This is a genomic window from Proteus sp. G4415 (assembly GCF_963896075.1).
Classification (GTDB): domain Bacteria; phylum Pseudomonadota; class Gammaproteobacteria; order Enterobacterales; family Enterobacteriaceae; genus Proteus; species Proteus mirabilis.
This window is the reverse complement of sequence record NZ_CAWQOK010000149.1, coordinates 1-17,836: the sequence shown is the minus strand read 5'-3', so window position 1 is coordinate 17,836 and position 17,836 is coordinate 1. Positions and strand designations below refer to the sequence as shown.

The following is a 17,836-nucleotide window of genomic DNA, read 5'->3' as shown; positions in this document are numbered from 1 at the left end:
TTTATTGCTTTATCAATAGGTAGCAATATTAGCTATTACGACGCCATGTTGTACCTTGTGGGCCATCTTCTAATACAATCCCCATTGCTGTTAAAGCATCACGAGCGGCATCCGCAGCTGCCCAATCTTTATTCTTACGAGCATCATTACGTTGTTGAATTAACGCTTCAATTTTTTCTACTTCATCAGCATCGTCTGCTTGCGCACCACTTTGTAAGAAGTGTTCTGGTTGTTGCTCTAATAGGCCTAATACTTTGGCCAATTTACGCAACACCGCTGCTAAACCATTAGCCGCCTCCATATTGACGGTTTTTAAGCGATTCACTTCGCGGGCTAAATCAAATAACACAGAATAGGCTTCTGGTGTATTGAAATCATCGTTCATTGCTTCAATAAACTGCGCTTCGAACGCTTCACCACCAGCAGGTTGAGCATTTGCATCAGTGCCACGTAAAGAAGTATATAAACGCTCTAATGCGGTACGCGCCTGTTTTAAGTTCTCTTCGGTATAATTTAGTTGGCTACGATAGTGTCCTGATAATAAGAAATAACGTACCGTTTCAGCATCGTAATAGGCAAGAACATCACGAATAGTAAAAAAGTTATTCAGTGATTTAGACATTTTTTCTTTGTCTACCATCACCATACCGGAATGCATCCAATAATTAACATAAGGACCATCATGAGCGCAGGTTGATTGTGCAATTTCATTTTCATGATGCGGGAACATTAAATCTGAACCACCGCCATGAATATCAAAATGATGACCTAATTCTTTACCATTCATGGCTGAACATTCAATATGCCAGCCTGGTCGCCCTTCTCCCCATGGTGATGTCCAACTTGGTTCACCGGGTTTTGACATTTTCCAAAGCACGAAATCCATAGGATTGCGTTTTACGTTAGCGACTTCAACCCGAGCCCCTGCTTGTAGTTGCTCTAAATCTTGACGAGAAAGCAAGCCATAATCCGGATCGGTATCAATGGCAAACATCACATCACCATTTTCTGCTACATAAGCATGACCACGTTTAATTAATGTCTCGGTAAGAGCAATAATTTCTGCAATATGATGTGTGGCTCGTGGCTCTGAATCAGGGCGTAAGATATTCAATGCATCAAAATCTTTATGCATTTCCGCTAACATACGTGTCGTTAATTGTTCGCAAGTTTCATTATTTTCAATCGCACGCTTGATGATTTTATCATCCACATCGGTGACATTGCGCACATAATTCACATCATACCCTAAATAACGTAAATAGCGGGTTATGGCATCAAATGCCACAAATGTACGTCCATGACCAATATGACATAAATCATAAATAGTGATGCCACACACGTACATACCTATTTTTCCTTTATGGATAGGTTTAAATTCTTCTTTTTGTCGAGTAAGAGTATTAAAAATCTTTAGCATCAGAGGACGTTCCCATTTTTAACTGTACGTGTTGATTACGTATTTATGTATATAAAATAACGACTACAGCGATAAAAATAACCACATAACATTACCTTTATAAGGGTTTTAATGCCTAAACTCAAAGGTAATCCAATTAATAGTCTCTTATATTACTCTGCTCTGCGTTTATTTTCACTGTTCAATCGTTAACAGTAAGGCGCCAAATTGAGTTTATTGGTGAAATAATTGGCGAAAAATGTTTTCTATTACTATTTTCGCGCTTTTTAGCCTGAAAGTCGCCATGAACAAAAGATGAATACTGACTAAATAAGGTAACTGTGGTATAAAAAAACGGTCTATTGTTTCAGCCCACATCTGGGTAAAACTAAAATTATACTAGGATCTGAATATGGTTACTTTTCATACCAATTACGGCGATATCGTGATTAAAACATTTGCAGATAAAGCACCTGCAACCGTAGAAAATTTTTTAGATTACTGTAAAGAAGGGTTCTACGATAACACTATCTTCCACCGTGTTATTAATGGTTTTATGATCCAAGGTGGTGGTTTTGAACCTGGTATGAAGCAAAAAGAAACTAAAGCCCCGGTAAGAAACGAAGCAAACAACGGTCTTGCCAATAATCGTGGTACATTAGCGATGGCTCGTACCAACGATCCACATTCTGCAACAGCACAATTCTTTATCAACGTAGCAGATAACGACTTCTTAAACTTCCGTGCAGAAAATGCCAATGGTTGGGGATATTGTGTATTTGCTGAAGTTGTTGAAGGCATGGATGTTGTAGACAAAATCAAAGCCGTTTCTACTGGTCGCAGTGGTTTCCACCAAGATGTTCCTCGTGAAGATATTATCATTAACAGTGTTACTGTTAGCGAATAAGTAGCGCTTTTTATGTGCACCCTGTTTATTGCAGATCTGCATTTAAGTGAGCACGAACCGGCAATTACTGCCGGTTTTCTTCGCTTTTTACAAGAGCAAGCGATCCACGCAAATGCACTTTATATTTTGGGTGATTTTTTTGATTTTTGGATTGGTGATGATGATCCTAATCCACTACATCAGCGCATAGCCCAAGCATTAATGGCATTAAAAAATGCGGGAGTGCCCTGCTATTTTATTCATGGTAACCGCGATTTCTTAATCGGCTCTCGCTTTGCAAAAGAGAGCGGAATGACACTGCTACCACAAGAAAAAGTGCTTGAGATAGAGCAACATCGCATTTTAATCTTACATGGTGATACACTTTGCACCGATGATGAAGCCTATCAACGCTATCGTAAAAAAGTCCACAATAAGTTTATTCAACGCTTATTCCTACTCCTTCCTCTGACCATTCGATTACGTATTGCTAAAAAAATGCGCTCTCGTAGTCAAAGTAGCAACCAATACAAATCTGAAGCGATAATGGACGTTAATGCTCAAGCCGTTATCAATACCTTTAAACAATTTAATACCCAGTGGATGATCCACGGTCATACTCATCGACCGGCGATCCACACTGCCGACATTGATGGGAAACCACATTATCGAGGGGTATTAGGTGCTTGGCATACGGAAGGCTCAATGTTTAAAGTCACCTCAGATAAAATCGAACTGATCCAATTTCCATTTTAAATAGATGATACTTTTTCGGCTATTGTAGCATATTTTTCTTTACGCAAACGTTTTCCTTGACGTGTTAGCGTGATACTATCATGCTCAGTTTCTCTGGCTATATCCGTTTATGCTTACAGGAGCAGTTAAGTAATGTCTTCTCAAGTTGGTCTCAATACCTCATCCCCTCGTATCGCCATTGTGATGGGTTCGAAAAGTGACTGGGCGACAATGTGTCATGCCGCAGAAGTCCTAGACACGTTACAACTTCCTTACCATGTTGAAATTGTTTCCGCACACCGAACACCGGATAAATTATTTCGTTTCGCAGAACAGGCCAAAGAGAATGGTTTTGACGTGATTATTGCGGGTGCTGGCGGTGCTGCACATTTACCGGGGATGTTGGCAGCCAAAACCTTAGTTCCTGTATTAGGGGTTCCTGTACAAAGTGCTGCATTAAGTGGTATTGATAGCCTTTATTCTATTGTACAAATGCCGAAAGGTATTCCCGTTGGCACACTGGCTATTGGTAAAGCGGGGGCTGCTAATGCCGCGCTACTTGCCGCACAAATTTTAGCATTACACTCTGCTGATATTTTTAATGCATTAACACAATGGCGAGCAACACAAACACAAGAAGTCCTTAATCACCCTGATCCAAGGGAGGCGCTATGAAGCCGGTTTGTGTTCTTGGTAATGGACAGTTAGGTCGAATGTTACGTCAAGCGGGTGAGCCATTAGGTATTGCGGTATATCCCGTAGGGCTTGATGCTGAACCCGAAGCGGTACCTTATCAAAAGAGTATTATTACCGCAGAAATTGAACGTTGGCCGGAAACCGCATTAACCAATGAGTTAGAGCACCATGCTAACTTTATTAACCGAGATATTTTTCCATTACTCGCAGATCGCTTACCACAAAAACAACTCCTTGATGAGCTTCATTTAGCGACGGCACCTTGGCAACCATTAACTTCGGCTGAGCAATGGCCTGAGCTATTCAATCAGCTAGGGGAGTTTATTATCGTTAAACGCCGTGTTGGTGGTTACGACGGACGAGGTCAATGGCGGATACACCCAGGTGACGAACAACAATTACCAGCCGAAATATATGGTGAATGTATTGTCGAACAAGGTATTCCTTTCTCTGGAGAAGTCTCTTTAGTTGGTGCAAGAAATCGTCAGGGGGATTGTGTTTTTTATCCACTCACTCACAATCTTCATCAAGATGGCATTTTACGCATGAGTGTTGCGCTACCAAATCCTCCTGAGGCATTACAACAATTAGCAGAGGATATGCTTAGCAAGATCCTCAATAAACTAAATTATATCGGTGTAATGGCCATGGAATGCTTTATTGTCGGTGATAAATTACTGATTAATGAACTCGCACCTCGCGTCCACAACAGTGGTCACTGGACACAAAATGGTGCTTCTATTAGCCAGTTTGAACTTCACTTACGTGCTATTCTTGATTTACCGATGCCCAAACCTAATGTTTGCCAATCGGCGGTAATGGTTAATCTTATTGGAACGGAGATCGACACCAAATGGCTATCATTACCTTTAGTTCATCTACATTGGTATGAAAAAGAAGTGCGTCCAGCCCGCAAAGTAGGGCATCTCAACTTAGTACATAATCACCATCAAGCTCTGCAAAAGAGCTTAAGTGCATTAAGTCCCCTGCTCGATGAAGCCTACCAATATCCGATTAAATGGGCGCTAGAAAAATTAAGCTAGCAGTCCGACTCAGAAAGTTAGAGAATAATAGCCTTTAAATGTACTGGCCTGTGAATACAAGGCCAGTTATTCGCTATTTTTTCCTGAACATTCAGGATACTGCACCCGTTCTATGGAGTCAGGATGCCAGTCACGCAACAAAATTTTGGTCCTATCTATCAGTGGAGCATACTGATACTGCTAGGTTTAGTGTACTTTCTCGCTACCGCAACAACATTTACCTCTTTAGGTGTGGTTCTACCTAGTATGATAGCTGAACTAGAGTGGAACTGGACACAAGCTGGCCTTGGTTTTACTTTATTGGGCTTAACCTGTGGACTTGCGAGCTTTTTACCCACTTTACTTATCCGTAAATTAAACGTCCGCTTCACACTCCTCATTGGACTGATTATTTTTGTCAGTGGATTCTATTTTCTATATGAAACCAATACCATCACACGCTACTTTCTTGGTACCGCCTTACTTGGGGTAGGTTTTACGCTATTAGCAACCGTACCGGGCACTTACGTGCTATCGCGTCTATTTGAAAAACAGTCTTTTGCTTTTGGTGTCTATTTTACTATTGGTGGATTGGGAGGAGTTGCAGGCCCTTGGATCTATTTTTTAGCCACACATCTTTGGCACACATGGCGTATGCATTGGCTTATTTCAGCTATTATTCTATCAATTATTACCCTGCTGACTATTTTAGTATTACGAGAAGGCTCAGCAGAAAAAGCGCATGCGAAAAAAATCAGTCAATTACAAAGTAGTAAACGTATTTATCAAACCAAAGCGATATGGACCGCACGTCATGCTTTACGAACATGGCAATTTTATGTCATTGCTGCTACTTACACCGCTTTTCTATGGTGCGGGATCACAGTAAATAGTTTTGCAGTTGCACATATTATTGAAAATGGTTTTAGTGAAACTATTGCTGCAACGCTACTGAGCACCATGGCTTTTATCAATGCATTCTCACGATTAGCCGGTGGGGCGATTGGTGAATGGTTAGAGCCCAAAAAATTACTGATTGCCAGCTTAACGATTATTATTATCGGTCTATTAGCACTGAGTATGGCTAATAGTTGGATCTACCTAATGCTATTTACCCTTTGTGTGGGGATCGGTTATGGTATGACCTTCTTAGCCTCAAGTGTATTACTGGCTAACTATTTTGGTCGCGCACCTTATTTAGAACTATTTTCGGTGATGAACCTGATCTCAACATTGGCTTGTTTAGCCCCCTTCTTTGCTGGGGCTATTAAGGATATTTCAGGCAGCTTCACACCTGCATTTTTAATTCTCACTATCCCTGTTTTAGTTATTTTGGTGATCACACTATTTATGCGCCCACCAATTTATCCTAACTTCCAACATGCCAGTGAAAAACATAATGCGCCAAGATAAAAATAAAACCGCAAATCTAGTTTAGAAATCCAATCAATATTATAGAGAAGCGGTTTTAGCGAGGAGAGATCGAGCAGATGAATGAAGAATTAATCATGAAATACTCAATTGGTATCGGCATAGCTTTGGCGTGTTTTATCGCCTTTCTTGCCATATCTTTTTTACATGATAAACAAAAAAAACGTCGTAGAAACATAATTATTCACATCATCCAAGCTATTTTACTTTGTAGTTTAGTGGCTATTGTAAGCCAATACTGTGAAATGGCGGTGGTAGATTTTAAACTACACTTTATCTCTTTTCAGATGATTAATTTCTTTAGCTATCTTGCTATCGCATTAATCCTGATGAGAAAATTTTTCTTACTCATTAATTTATTAGAAAAATCACAAATTAAAAAAGGCAGTGATCCTACCTCAGCCCGTATTATTTCGCGTATATTTAAAATCACTCTTCTTGTCATCATGATCTTACTGTTCGGTGAGCATTTTGGCATGAGCTTATCGGGCTTAATGACATTTGGTGGCTTAGGCGGTATTGCCATTGGTATGGCAAGTAAAGACGTTATGAGTAACCTTTTTTCAGGTGTTATGCTCTATTTTGATCGCCCTTTTAACATTGGTGATTGGGTACGTTCACCCGATCGCAATATCGAAGGAACTGTTGTTGAGATTGGCTGGCGTATCACAAAGATAATGACCTTTGATCATCGCCCGTTATATATTCCAAACTCAGTATTTTCCTCCATTAGTGTTGAAAACCCCGGCAGAATGACCAATCGACGTATTGAAACAGAATTAGGGTTACGCTATGAAGATTCGGACAAAGTTGGGGTTATTGTCGAAGATATCCGCACAATGCTACAACAAAACGACAAAATCGACACCAAACAAACTTTATTGGTCTATTTTAATCAATTCGCCGATTCATCATTAAATATTATGGTGTACTGTTTTACCAAAACCACAGTATGGGCAGAATGGTTAGATGCGCAGCAAGAAGTTTATTTAAAAATGATTGATATTGTGCATCAACATGGCGCTGACTTCGCCTTCCCATCACAAACTGTATATATTGAAAAATCATCGCCTGTATCACCATAAGCATCCGATAAAAAAATGCTGATATCCGTTCAATATCAGCATTTTTAATTCAATATCACGTATTACTTCATTTAATGATAACTAGATAACTAATGGCGACTATTCCCCTTGAATACGACGATATTGGCCTTTATCTTGTAATAGCCTAACCCCTAAAATACTACCACAAAGTGAAAGTAATACGGCGGCAAGAGCGGGAACAACTATCCACATCATCCATTGTGGTTGCCATGGGAAATTAAATACCGATTTTTGCAACAACCCTAATGCAACTTCAGCCCCTATCGCTGCAGCTAAACCGGCCATTAACCCTAATAAGGCAAACTCCGCCCAAAGCGTGCGTCTTAATAGTGACTTACTCGCGCCTAATGTTCGATAAACCACCAACTCGATACGACGTTGTGTCATACCGACTTGAATTTGTGCCACTAATAGCAATGCCCCACACAGCATAACTAATCCAACCATAATTTCTAATGCTCGGCTGACTTGCTGTAAGATCTGCTGAACTTGCTGAATTAATGCACCCGTATCTAGCACACTGACCGTAGGAAATTGTCGATTTAATGCGGTGATCAAACTTCCATCACCATTGTAATAAAAACTGCTCATCCATTTTTCAGGCTGATTGCTTAGCCCTTCTTCTGCGAAAATAAAGAAGAAATTTGGTCGCATATTTTCCCAATCAACATGGCGAATGCTGGTGACAACAGATTTAAACTCGCGAGTATCACCAACAAAAGTTAGCTCATCCCCCAGCTTTATTTCTAACTTTTGTGCAACCCCCTGATCGATTGAAACGCCATTACCGACGGGAGGCCATGAGCCTTCGACAATAACATTATCTTTAGGAAGTTCACTGTGCCACGTTAAATTAAGCTCTCTTCGTACGGTATTATTCCCCGCATCCCGTGCATCTGCCCACACTTTCGCATTGTGATCATTAATCGCTGTTAAACGTGCTAACACAACCGGATAAGCATCTGTCGGTGCCACATGATAAGTGGCTAATAATGTATTAATCTGCTGTACCTGAGGCTTTGACATATTAATCAAAAAATAGTTAGGACTATCTTCAGGTAACTGCTGTTGCCATTTTTCCAATAAATCCCCTTGCAGCAAAACCAATAGCGTCAATAGCATAAAGGATAATGAAAAAGCGGCTAATTGCGTCATGGTTTGGAAAGGCTGGCGTAATAAACGTGTCACCGCTAAACGGGCACTCAATTGCTTAAATTTAAATTGCTTTAAAAGCCATAATCCAAGCCAACCAATCACGCCAAGCAAGAAAGCAATGACGACGATACCTAATAAAATAGACCACAATAAAACACCCGTTCCGGCAAACAGAGTTAAAGCGCCAACAACAATCAATGCAACGATGGGTAAATAATAACGTAGTGGCCAACTAGGTGCCGTAGTACCACTTCTCAACACGCGGGAAGGTTGCGTTGACATTAATTGATGATAAGGGCGTAACCCCGTCAATAACGCGATGAGTAGTAAAGAGCCAACCGACCATAGCCATGGCATAAAGCTCGCATCAGGTAAACTTTTTGGTAATACCGGTGCTAAAATCTGCAACAATACTAATTCAAAGCCCCAACCGACCAGTGAGCCGACCACGATAGCCGCAACAATAATCACACCCCACTGCCCTATAATCCATTTACGTAATGCATGATTATCGGCACCTAAGGTTTTTAATACCGCAATTAGCGTATGTCGACTACGGCAATAATGTGTCATTGAAACCGCGACGGCAGAAATCGCCAATAATAGTGTTAATAATGCAGATAATAGTAAAAAGTTTTTTGCTCTCTCCATTGATTGAGATAGCGCACCATTATCTTGTTTTAAGCTATTCCAACGCTGGTCAGGTTTTAATAAGGGATCAAAGCGTTGTTGGTATTCATCAATTAATGCTTCATTACCCGCAAACATATAACGGTAAGTTAAGCGGCTTCCCGGCTGAACGGCACCAGTCGCTTCAACATCAGCAAGATTAATTAAAATACGCGGTGCAATTTGAAAAGGATTAAAACCACTGTCAGGCTCTTGAACTAATACACCGCTAATTGTAAAAGTGGCATCACCGACATCAATATTATCACCAACCTTGATACCCAAAAGCGCCAGCAACCTTGCATCTACTAACGCCGTGCCTTTCTCCGCTTTTAGCCCTGCGGGCTGAGTTTCTAGCTCACCATAGAGTGGATATAAGTTATCCGCGGCTTTTACCAACGCCAATTGAGGAGTATCACCTTCTGGGGCATAAGACATGGTGGTAAATTGCATTTGACGACTAAGTGTTAGCCCCATTCTTTTAGCTTCAGCTAGCCAATTTTCATCAACAGGATACGAGGCGCGTAGCACTAAATCACCGGCGATAAGATCACGACTTTGAGCATAAATACTTTTATCAATGCGATCACCAATACGCCCTAACGCCAGCACACAAGCCACCGCCAGCGCTAAAGAGAGCCAAACAATTAATAAAGCCGGCGAGCGCCACTCACGCCAAAACCAACGCCAGATCATGACTCCTCCTTAAGTTGCCCATCAACAAGACGTAATCTTCGCTGACAACGAGCGGCAAGCTCATTATCGTGGGTGACCAAAATTAATGTTGTGGCATAATCACGATTAAGGGAAAACAGTAAATCGGCAATTTTATCTCCCGTTTTTCGATCAAGATTACCTGTTGGCTCATCAGCAAACAGGATCGCCGGTTGGGTACAAAAAGCTCTTGCTAATGCAACACGTTGTTGCTCACCACCGGAAAGTTGTGCGGGCATATGATACAAGCGCTCACCCAAACCCAATTGTTTAAGTAAATCAACGGCTCGCGTATGGCTCTGTTTTTCTGACTCACCTTTTAATAACGCAGGAAGTTGCACATTCTCTAAGGCATTTAACGTTGGAATTAGCATAAAAGATTGAAAAACAAATCCGACATGTTGTGCACGTAATTTTGCCCGCTCTTCTTCATTCATTTCGGTCAGATCGTGTCCCATTAATTGCACACGACCAGCACCTCCATCATCTAATCCGGCAATAATACCTAAAAGTGTAGATTTGCCCGATCCTGACTCACCAATTAAAGCAATTGTCTGTGCAGACTCGACAACTAACTCAACACCCTGCAATATAGAGATCTGACTATCACCTTCTCCTACTTGTTTGGTTAACTGATGAACTTCAAGAACCTTTTCCGTCGACATACTTGTTTCCTTATCGTCATGATGATGTTTAGCTTTAAGTCTATCGCTGCTGATACCTTTTTGATCTTTGGTGACAGCCTAAGTGCCGGATATCGCCTTCCTATTGAAAGCGCATGGGCGCAACGCCTCGCGGATAAGTGGAAATTAACTTATCCTGAAATAAATGTCGTAAATGCAAGCATCAGTGGCGAAACCGCATTTCAAGGTCAAAATAGGCTCCCTGATTTATTAAAACAGCACCAACCTCGTTGGGTTTTGATTGAACTGGGTGCAAATGATGGCTTACAAGGCTACCCTATAGCCCAAACGAAAGAAGCGTTGCAAAACATCATTACCCAAGTAAAAGAAGCGGGAGCAACGCCACTCTTTATGCAAATTATGATTTCGCCTAATTATGGTAAACGCTATACGCAATCTTTTTCTGCGATTTACCCACAATTGGCGAAAGACAATGCTCTTGAGCTTATCCCATTTTATATGGAGCAAATAGCAGATAAACCTGAGTGGATGCAAAACGACAGCATTCACCCAAATGAAGCGGCTCAGCCTTTTATTGCTCAATGGATGGATAAAACCCTATCCCCTTACCTAACACGTTAAACTATTGTGACAGTAGTTAACCTAGATTAAATGAGATTAATTGTAAAATTATGCAAAAAACGGTATTGATTACAGGAAGTTCTAGTGGGATTGGACTATGTGCGGCAAAAACACTCAAGCAAAAAGGATATCGAGTACTGGCTGCTTGTCGCAAAGAAGATGATCTTAACCATATGGAAACATTGGGGTTTGAGCCTATTTTTCTTGATCTCGATGACGCAGAAAGTATCAAAAAAGCCATATTAGAAGTCATTCGCCTTACTAATGGGCGTTTATATGGATTATTTAATAATGGTGGTTTTGGGGTTTATGGTCCATTAAATGCGATTAGTCGCCAGCAAATGGAAAAACAATTTTCCACTAATTTCTTTGGCTTACATCAGCTTACTATGGGGTTACTGCCGGCGATGTTACCTCATGGCGAAGGACGTATTATTCAGACGAGCTCGGTAATGGGATTAATATCCACTCCCGGCCGAGGTGCTTATGCGGCGAGTAAATATGCCGTTGAAGCTTGGTCTGATGCATTAAGAATGGAACTTGCCTCTACGGGGATAAAAGTCAGTTTAATTGAGCCGGGTCCAATAAAAACACGCTTTACTGAAAATGTTAATCAAGCCCAACAAGATAAACCGGTAAAAAATCCGGGGATTGCGAGTCGTTTCACATTAACACCTGATGATGTAGTGAAAAAACTAATCCATGCTTTAGAAAGTCCAAGACCTAAGTTACGTTATCCTGTGACCTTACTCACTTATGCCGTCAAAGTGTTAAAACGACTCCTCCCTGATAGACTTATGGATAGGATCTTAAACGGCCAAAGTAACAAGGCTTGATTTTTGCAAAATTCATCCTTATTTATTAATGAAATAGCGTAATAAACAGCATTTATATTTAAAACTCTCAAAAAGGGATAAGTTAATGTTAGCAACTGCACATATTGTTGATGTAAATGAATCGAATATTCAGCAAGTTATAGAACAATCGATGACAAAACCGGTCATGATGTACTTCTATTCAGAGCGTAGTCCTCATTGTGCAGAGCTTGGGGCAACGTTGGATAAACTAGCGGCTGAATTTGCTGATCAGTTTGTATTAGCTAAATTAGATTGTGATGTTGAACAGATGATTGCCTCGCAATTTGGTCTACGTGCGATCCCAACTGTTTATATATTGCAAGAAGGTCGTCCTGTCGATGGGTTCCAAGGCCCACAACCTGAAGAAGCTATTCGCCAAATCCTTGCCAATATCTTACCTAAACCAGAAGAATTAAAAGCAGCGCAAGCTTCAGCACTATTAGCAGAAGGTAAAGCAGACGAAGCATTACCACTGTTAAAAGAAGCACACCAAATTGATCCTAAAAACAGTGAAATTACCTTAGCCCTCGCAGGTGCTTTAATTTCATTAAATAAACATAATGAAGCAGAAGAATTATTAGCCGCAATTCCATTGCAAGATCAAGATAGCTACTATCACAGTTTATTAGCTCAAATTGAACTGCAAAAACAAGCTGCCGACACACCTGAAATTCAGCAATTACAAGATAATTTTAATCAGCAACCTGACAATACTGAACTCGCTATTCAACTGGCGTTAAAACTGCATGAAGTGGCACGTAATGATGAAGCCCTTGAATTGCTATTTAATTTTCTGAAAAAAGATCTTAATGCCGGTGAAGGACAAGTTAAGAAAACCCTGATGGATATTTTATCTGCTTTAGGGACTAATGATAATCTAGCATCTAAATATCGCCGAATGGTGTATTCTTTACTTTATTAATATTCATTTTATTTATTAAAGCAGGCTAAGGACAGATACATGGAAATAGTTATTGGTATTATTATCTTATTCGCCATTATTTTAGTTTTAAGTGGTGTAAAAACCGTTCCACAAGGTTATCAGTGGACTGTCGAGCGTTTTGGACGTTATACACGTACCCTTGCTCCAGGCCTTCAACTCCTTATTCCATTTATTGACCGTATTGGTCGTCGTATTAATATGATGGAACAAGTATTAGATATCCCTTCTCAGGAAGTGATTTCTCGTGATAATGCCAATGTCAGTATTGATGCGGTCTGCTTTATTCAAGTTATCGATCCAGTAAAAGCTGCTTATGAGGTGAATAACCTAGAGCTTGCAATCATCAATCTAACGCTAACCAATATCCGTACTGTGTTAGGCTCTATGGAACTGGATGAAATTCTTTCACAACGTGATCAGATCAATAGCCGTTTATTACTGATTGTTGATGATGCAACTAACCCATGGGGTATTAAAATTACCCGTATTGAAATTCGTGATGTGCGCCCACCACAAGAGCTAATTTCAGCCATGAATGCGCAGATGAAAGCTGAGCGTACTAAGCGTGCTGATATTCTAGAAGCAGAAGGTATCCGTCAAGCGGCAATCTTAAAAGCGGAAGGTGAAAAACAAGGGCAAATCTTAAAAGCAGAAGGTGAACGTCAGTCTGCTTTCTTACAAGCCGAAGCCCGTGAGCGTGCAGCAGAAGCGGAAGCAAAAGCGACGCAAATGGTATCAGAAGCTATCGCTAAAGGGGATATGCAAGCCATTAACTACTTTATTGCACAAAAGTATACCGATGCCCTGTCACAAATTGGTTCTGCCGATAACAGCAAAGTTGTAATGATGCCATTAGAAGCCAGTAACTTAATGGGTGCAATTGGTGGTATTTCAGAATTATTAAATACCAAAAAAAGTGACTCAGGTAACAAGAGCAATTAATTATGATTGAATGGATTAGTGCTCAGCCAGCACTTTTCTGGCTTTGTCTTGGTGTCTTACTATTAATCGCCGAAATGCTGGGCACTGCAGGCTACTTACTATGGTCTGGTATGGCCGCATTATGTGTTGCATTAATCGCATGGATCTTACCTATTGGTTGGCCCATTCAAGGTATTCTATTTGCATTACTCACCGTTATTAGTGCAATCCTTTGGCGTATCTGGCTTAAACGCAAAAAGTTATCCAAAGAAGCAGAAAACCTAAACCAAAAAAGCCACCAACTTATTGGTATAAAAGCAGTTTTGTTATCGGATACTGAAAATGGTTTTAGTCGCATAAAGCTTGCTGATGGGAGTTGGCGAGTCTATTCTGACACGCCATTAAAAGCAGGTGATACAGTCAAAGTGATTGCTATTGATGGTATCACCTTGCACGTCACCTCATTTTCTCCCACCACTCGCTCGGCATCATCAACACAGCATGCTGCTGTTATTGATGATGACAACAACCAGAAAGATGATTGATGATTGGGCATTCCGCCCCATCATCGCCAGGGCATTCATTTGCTAATAAGAGAAGCCGTTGACGAATGGCATTTAATTCGTTAATGGTTTTCTCTATCTCAGCCACTTTCTTTAAGGTTGCCTCTTTCACATCAGCACTGTGACGTGAGGGATTACGTAATAACATCAGCAATGAACGACACTCTTCTAAACTAAACCCGACTTCACGAGCTTGCTTTAACAGTGTTAATTCTTCGATATGTTGTGGTAAATAGTATCGATAGCCATTTTCACCCCGATGAGGTGGGGTTATCAGATCTTTTTCCTCATAAAAACGGATTGCTTTTGTCGTCAAACCGGTTTTGGTTGCGATTTCACTAATATTCAAAATTCCCCCTTGACCTTCCCCTTGCGGAAAGGTTTAGCCTTTATCTCAGATAAGAAAAAACCTTTTCAAGAAAGCAAGTTATCCCATATTACGCCATAATAGAGGTAATCGCTTTTTATTTGGAGATATTGACCATGGCAAAAACTACGCTACTCGCACTACAAGGGCTTTCATGCTCCCACTGTGTTAACAGTGTAAAAAAATCACTTGATGCCCGCAATGATATAGAACAGTCCACGGTGACTATTCAATACGCTAAAATTGACAGCGACGCAACTGTTGAAAGCTTAATCAAAACCATTGAAGAAGCCGGATATGAAGCTCATCTAGCCACTCAAGCTGATGTAAAACTAAATTTGAGTGGACTTAACTGTATGAAATGCGTTGGTAAAACAGAAAATGCGTTATTAGCCGTTGACGGTGTTGTTGCGGTCAATGTAGACAAAACATCAGCTGAAATTTTTGGTACAGCAAACGCAAAAGATTTAATTGCCGCCGTTGTTGCTGAAGGTTTTGAAGCCTCATTAGCAAACGAAGAAGAAAATAAACCAAAAACGATTGAACTGACTTTATCAGGCTTAAATTGTGGTCATTGTATTAATTCAGTGAAGAAAGCTCTTGAAGGGACTGATGGGGTAGAAAGTGCACAAGTGGAATTAACTCATGCCACAGTAACAGGTACGGCAAACACAGAGCGTGTGATCACAGCCATTCAAGATGCTGGTTATGATGCAAAATTAGCAGGAGCCAACCACCCAAAAACTGAGCCGCTGACGCAAACGGATGCACCACTGGAAGCATCGTCAGCGGCGATTTGTGATATTCCAGTAGAAGAAGCCATCCTTGATAATAATAATGCTGATATCAGTATCGATGATGATAGCACTCAGCTATTAATCGACGGTATGACTTGTGCAAGCTGTGTTAGCAAAGTACAAAAAGCCTTACAAAGTGTTTCCGGTGTTGAAAATGCACGTGTTAATTTGGCTGAACGTAGCGCACTTGTAACCGGTCATGTTAATCATGATGACCTGATTAATGCGGTCGAAAAAGCAGGCTATGGGGCAGAAATTATTCAAGATGATGTAAAACGTAGAGAGCGTCAACAAGAAGTCGCTGTTGCTAATATGAAGCGTTTTCGCTGGCAAGCAGCCTTAGCCTTAGTCGTTGGTATTCCTGTAATGGTATGGGGAATGATCGGCGATAATATGATGTTAACGGAAGCTAATCATAATATCTGGTTAACTATCGGTATTATTACACTTGTTGTGATGATAGCTGCAGGTGGGCACTTTTATCGTAATGCGTGGCAAAGCCTAAAAAACGGCAGTGCCACCATGGACACGCTCGTTGCGTTAGGTACAGGGGCGGCTTGGCTCTATTCAATTAGTGTTAACTTATGGCCAGAGGTGTTTCCTGCCCAAGCAAGACATCTCTATTACGAGGCCAGTGCGATGATCATTGGTTTGATAAACCTTGGTCATATGCTTGAACAAAGAGCCCGTCAGCGCTCCTCTAAAGCATTAGAGCGTCTATTAGACTTAACACCACCAACAGCAAGAGTAGTAACGGATAATGGCGAAGTTGAATGCCCATTAGCGGATGTGAAACAAGGTATGATCTTGCGTTTAGCAACCGGTGATAAAGTTCCCGTTGATGGTGAAATCACCCAAGGTGAAGTGTGGATGGATGAGGCAATGTTAACTGGTGAGCCAATTCCACAACAAAAAAGCCTTGGTGATACTATTCATGCAGGTACTACCGTGCAAGATGGCTCAGTGCTGTTTAAAGCTGCAGCAGTAGGCAGTCAAACTACCCTTGCCAGAATTATCAAACTGGTACGTCAAGCACAAAGCAGTAAACCCGAAATAGGTCAATTAGCAGATAAAATTTCCAGTGTATTTGTTCCTATCGTCGTCGTTATTGCGTTAATTGCAGGGGCTATTTGGTACTTTTTTGGTCCTTCACCACAGATTACTTATGCACTCGTCATTATCACAACGGTATTAATTATCGCTTGTCCTTGTGCTCTAGGATTAGCGACCCCCATGTCGATCATTTCAGGTGTGGGACGTGCCGCAGAATATGGCGTATTAGTGCGTGATGCGGATGCATTACAACAAGCAAGCCAATTAGATACCTTAGTTTTTGATAAAACAGGTACCTTAACTGAAGGCATGCCACAAGTAACTGAGATCCACACATTCAATCAGATAAGTGAAACTCAAGCGCTAGCATTAGCAGGCGCACTAGAAAGTGGCTCTAATCATCCATTAGCAAAAGCGATTTTAACCAAAGCTGAAGGCATTAAATTACCGCAAATAAACCAATTTCGAACCCTTGCTGGTATGGGATTAAGTGGTGAAATTGACGGCAATATTGTGCTGTTAGGTAATCCTAAACTAATGAAAGAATCTGGCATTGATATAAGTGAGATAACCCCCCTAATAGAAAACCAATCAGCGAAAGGGGTAACCCCCGTCTTATTGGCGCAAAATGGGAAAATAGCGGCCCTACTTTCTATTCGTGATCCACTACGAGAAGATACCGTCAGTGCATTACAGCGTCTACATCATCAAGGTTATCGTTTGGTCATGTTAACTGGAGATAACCCTATTACAGCCAATGCGATAGCTAAAGAAGCAGGTATTGATCAAGTGATTGCAGGCGTTATGCCAGAAGGTAAAGCGCAAGCGATTAGTCAACTACAGGCAGAAGGTCGTCGCGTAGCAATGATTGGGGATGGTATTAACGATGCCCCAGCACTGGCTAAAGCAGACGTTGGTATTGCGATGGGTGGTGGCAGTGATATCGCCATTGAAACTGCGGCCATTACCTTAATGCGCCATAGCTTACATGGTGTTGCTGATGCGGTTGAGATCTCAAAAGGCACACTGCGCAATATGAAACAAAACTTGTTTGGTGCATTTATATATAACAGTTTAGGCATTCCTATCGCTGCCGGTATCTTATATCCTTTTACCGGTACATTATTAAACCCTGTGGTTGCAGGGGCTGCCATGGCCTTATCATCAATCACTGTCGTCAGTAATGCCAACCGATTATTACGTTTTAAACCGAAAAAATAGTCGCAATTAATCAGTCAAATACAGCCTCTTCTATCT

The 17,836-nt window shown here is 41.0% G+C and carries 16 protein-coding genes; 12 read left to right on the top strand and 4 right to left on the bottom strand.

Translation table 11 applies throughout. From position 1 onward, the window contains the following. Window positions 1-28: 28 nt before the first annotated feature. On the bottom strand, window positions 29-1,420 hold the full coding sequence (gene cysS, locus AACU95_RS16445) for a cysteine--tRNA ligase (protein WP_004244247.1): 1,392 nt from the start codon (window positions 1,418-1,420) through the stop codon (window positions 29-31). A gap of 391 nt (window positions 1,421-1,811) precedes the next feature. On the opposite strand from cysS, the gene ppiB reads away from it, so the two are divergent. The 6 genes from ppiB to AACU95_RS16415 all read left to right on the top strand — a co-directional run bounded on the left by ppiB (window position 1,812) and on the right by AACU95_RS16415 (window position 7,254). Beyond that, a complete protein-coding gene (ppiB, locus tag AACU95_RS16440) occupies window positions 1,812-2,306 on the top strand; it encodes a peptidylprolyl isomerase B (RefSeq protein WP_004244249.1) in 495 nt (164 codons plus the stop codon). Window positions 2,307-2,318: 12 nt separating this feature from the next. Further along, window positions 2,319-3,041: a UDP-2,3-diacylglucosamine diphosphatase gene (locus tag AACU95_RS16435; protein ID WP_161737120.1), complete on the top strand. Its 723-nt coding sequence runs from the start codon at window positions 2,319-2,321 to the stop codon at window positions 3,039-3,041. Between the two features lie 132 nt (window positions 3,042-3,173). Further along, window positions 3,174-3,695: a 5-(carboxyamino)imidazole ribonucleotide mutase gene (gene purE, locus AACU95_RS16430; protein ID WP_004248640.1), complete on the top strand. Its 522-nt coding sequence runs from the start codon at window positions 3,174-3,176 to the stop codon at window positions 3,693-3,695. Beyond that, complete coding sequence (gene purK, locus AACU95_RS16425) at window positions 3,692-4,759, top strand: 5-(carboxyamino)imidazole ribonucleotide synthase (protein ID WP_017627897.1); 1,068 nt, start codon at window positions 3,692-3,694, stop codon at window positions 4,757-4,759. Before purE ends, purK begins: the two co-directional genes overlap by 4 nt. Before the next feature lie 123 nt (window positions 4,760-4,882). After that, window positions 4,883-6,151 (top strand): MFS transporter, encoded by a 1,269-nt coding sequence (locus tag AACU95_RS16420; protein WP_004244255.1) that lies wholly within the window; start codon window positions 4,883-4,885, stop codon window positions 6,149-6,151. 77 nt (window positions 6,152-6,228) lie between these two features. Continuing rightward, entirely contained in the window at window positions 6,229-7,254 is a 1,026-nt protein-coding gene (locus AACU95_RS16415; RefSeq protein ID WP_004244256.1) for a mechanosensitive ion channel family protein, read from the top strand. A gap of 99 nt (window positions 7,255-7,353) precedes the next feature. On the opposite strand, the gene ybbP is transcribed toward AACU95_RS16415, so the two are convergent. Further along, window positions 7,354-9,795: a putative ABC transporter permease subunit YbbP gene (gene ybbP, locus AACU95_RS16410; RefSeq protein ID WP_004250298.1), complete on the bottom strand. Its 2,442-nt coding sequence runs from the start codon at window positions 9,793-9,795 to the stop codon at window positions 7,354-7,356. Then, the gene (ybbA, locus tag AACU95_RS16405) at window positions 9,792-10,478 is read right to left on the bottom strand and encodes a putative ABC transporter ATP-binding protein YbbA (RefSeq protein WP_004244258.1); all 687 of its coding nucleotides are present in this window, start codon (window positions 10,476-10,478) and stop codon (window positions 9,792-9,794) included. The genes ybbP and ybbA overlap by 4 nt, the downstream gene beginning before the upstream one ends. Here ybbA and tesA point away from each other — a divergent pair. From tesA to AACU95_RS16380, 5 genes are all read left to right on the top strand, one after another. Further along, window positions 10,449-11,078, top strand: a complete 630-nt coding sequence (gene tesA, locus AACU95_RS16400; protein ID WP_036907491.1) for a multifunctional acyl-CoA thioesterase I/protease I/lysophospholipase L1 — start codon at window positions 10,449-10,451, stop codon at window positions 11,076-11,078. The two genes, ybbA and tesA, sit on opposite strands and share 30 nt — an antisense overlap. Window positions 11,079-11,128: 50 nt before the next feature. After that, window positions 11,129-11,914: an SDR family oxidoreductase gene (locus tag AACU95_RS16395; RefSeq protein WP_115286951.1), complete on the top strand. Its 786-nt coding sequence runs from the start codon at window positions 11,129-11,131 to the stop codon at window positions 11,912-11,914. Between the two features lie 85 nt (window positions 11,915-11,999). Continuing rightward, a complete protein-coding gene (locus AACU95_RS16390; RefSeq protein ID WP_004244262.1) occupies window positions 12,000-12,857 on the top strand; it encodes a co-chaperone YbbN in 858 nt (285 codons plus the stop codon). Window positions 12,858-12,896: 39 nt separating this feature from the next. Then, window positions 12,897-13,820 carry an SPFH domain-containing protein gene (locus AACU95_RS16385; RefSeq protein WP_004244263.1) on the top strand — a complete coding sequence of 308 codons (924 nt, stop codon included), beginning with the start codon at window positions 12,897-12,899 and terminating at the stop codon, window positions 13,818-13,820. A gap of 2 nt (window positions 13,821-13,822) precedes the next feature. Beyond that, on the top strand, window positions 13,823-14,344 hold the full coding sequence (locus tag AACU95_RS16380) for an NfeD family protein (RefSeq protein ID WP_004250295.1): 522 nt from the start codon (window positions 13,823-13,825) through the stop codon (window positions 14,342-14,344). Here AACU95_RS16380 and cueR read toward each other — a convergent pair. Further along, window positions 14,310-14,711, bottom strand: a complete 402-nt coding sequence (gene cueR / locus AACU95_RS16375) for a Cu(I)-responsive transcriptional regulator (protein ID WP_004244266.1) — start codon at window positions 14,709-14,711, stop codon at window positions 14,310-14,312. The genes AACU95_RS16380 and cueR overlap by 35 nt on opposite strands. A gap of 134 nt (window positions 14,712-14,845) precedes the next feature. Between cueR and copA the strand changes: the two genes are divergently transcribed. Beyond that, window positions 14,846-17,800: a copper-exporting P-type ATPase CopA gene (copA, locus tag AACU95_RS16370; protein WP_115286953.1), complete on the top strand. Its 2,955-nt coding sequence runs from the start codon at window positions 14,846-14,848 to the stop codon at window positions 17,798-17,800. The last annotated feature ends 36 nt before the right edge of the window (window positions 17,801-17,836 follow it).

What these genes read in the sequence shown, in the direction of transcription:
- purK (WP_017627897.1), top strand. Translation starts at nt 3,692, where the DNA reads ATGAAGCCGGTTTGTGTTCTTGGTAATGGACAGTTAGGTCGAATGTTA.
- AACU95_RS16435 (WP_161737120.1), top strand. Translation starts at nt 2,319, where the DNA reads ATGTGCACCCTGTTTATTGCAGATCTGCATTTAAGTGAGCACGAACCG.
- copA (WP_115286953.1), top strand. Translation starts at nt 14,846, where the DNA reads ATGGCAAAAACTACGCTACTCGCACTACAAGGGCTTTCATGCTCCCAC.
- ppiB (WP_004244249.1), top strand. Translation starts at nt 1,812, where the DNA reads ATGGTTACTTTTCATACCAATTACGGCGATATCGTGATTAAAACATTT.
- AACU95_RS16380 (WP_004250295.1), top strand. Translation starts at nt 13,823, where the DNA reads ATGATTGAATGGATTAGTGCTCAGCCAGCACTTTTCTGGCTTTGTCTT.
- AACU95_RS16395 (WP_115286951.1), top strand. Translation starts at nt 11,129, where the DNA reads ATGCAAAAAACGGTATTGATTACAGGAAGTTCTAGTGGGATTGGACTA.
- AACU95_RS16385 (WP_004244263.1), top strand. Translation starts at nt 12,897, where the DNA reads ATGGAAATAGTTATTGGTATTATTATCTTATTCGCCATTATTTTAGTT.
- tesA (WP_036907491.1), top strand. Translation starts at nt 10,449, where the DNA reads ATGAACTTCAAGAACCTTTTCCGTCGACATACTTGTTTCCTTATCGTC.
- AACU95_RS16390 (WP_004244262.1), top strand. Translation starts at nt 12,000, where the DNA reads ATGTTAGCAACTGCACATATTGTTGATGTAAATGAATCGAATATTCAG.
- ybbA (WP_004244258.1), bottom strand. Translation starts at nt 10,478, where the DNA reads ATGTCGACGGAAAAGGTTCTTGAAGTTCATCAGTTAACCAAACAAGTA.
- ybbP (WP_004250298.1), bottom strand. Translation starts at nt 9,795, where the DNA reads ATGATCTGGCGTTGGTTTTGGCGTGAGTGGCGCTCGCCGGCTTTATTA.
- AACU95_RS16415 (WP_004244256.1), top strand. Translation starts at nt 6,229, where the DNA reads ATGAATGAAGAATTAATCATGAAATACTCAATTGGTATCGGCATAGCT.
- AACU95_RS16420 (WP_004244255.1), top strand. Translation starts at nt 4,883, where the DNA reads ATGCCAGTCACGCAACAAAATTTTGGTCCTATCTATCAGTGGAGCATA.
- purE (WP_004248640.1), top strand. Translation starts at nt 3,174, where the DNA reads ATGTCTTCTCAAGTTGGTCTCAATACCTCATCCCCTCGTATCGCCATT.
- cysS (WP_004244247.1), bottom strand. Translation starts at nt 1,420, where the DNA reads ATGCTAAAGATTTTTAATACTCTTACTCGACAAAAAGAAGAATTTAAA.